This window comes from Haloferax sp. Atlit-6N (assembly GCF_003383195.1).
GTDB lineage: Archaea > Halobacteriota > Halobacteria > Halobacteriales > Haloferacaceae > Haloferax > Haloferax gibbonsii.
Map to the genome: position 1 here is coordinate 1 of NZ_QEQJ01000091.1, position 632 is coordinate 632.

Here is a 632-nt window from a genome sequence, read left to right on the forward strand (position 1 = left end):
TGTGTCACGCTCGACCCCGATTTCGACTTCATCTCGGTCGCGACCGACTACCTCGAAGACGAGGGCTACTACGAGGAGACGGCGCGTCAACTGATCGAGCAGGGCGGCCGGCAGGTCCAGCAGACGACGCGAGCGCTCTTCGAGGTGCCGCCGAAGATGAACCGGACGCTCGATCGGATCGACAACGACAACTCCACTGTCAACGTCCGGCTCGAGGACGAGAACGACGTTCTCGACCGGCTGGCGCGCCGCATCGTCTACGGCCTGTTCGTCGCTGTCGGTGCCCTCTCGACGGCGATTCTCTACACCTTCGATGCGACCAGCGTCGTTCCGGCCGCGGTCGCTGCCGTGCTGACGCTGCCGCCGCTGTTTGCCCTCTACCGGTCGTTCCGGAGCAAGCGCGGCATCCGCGCGAAGCCACAGTTCACCCGGCAGAGTATGCGCGAGCGCCGCGAGGACTGAGAGGGATTCTCGGAAGTCTCCATAGACTCCTCGCCGGACGATACGGCGAGACTCTCCGAACAGTTACGATAGCCCCTATTAGTTCGACTCGACGAACGACTCGATCCGGTTCAGCGCTTCCTTCAGTTCGCTCATCCCTGACGCATACGAGACGCGGAGATGCCCGTTCA

Annotated in this window: 1 pseudogene; it reads left to right on the forward strand. The window is 63.1% G+C overall.

Annotated elements, in window-relative coordinates:
- A pseudogene (locus tag DEQ92_RS21315) lies at positions 1-462 on the forward strand (AarF/ABC1/UbiB kinase family protein); the annotation flags it as partial.
- Positions 463-632 lie beyond the last annotated feature (170 nt).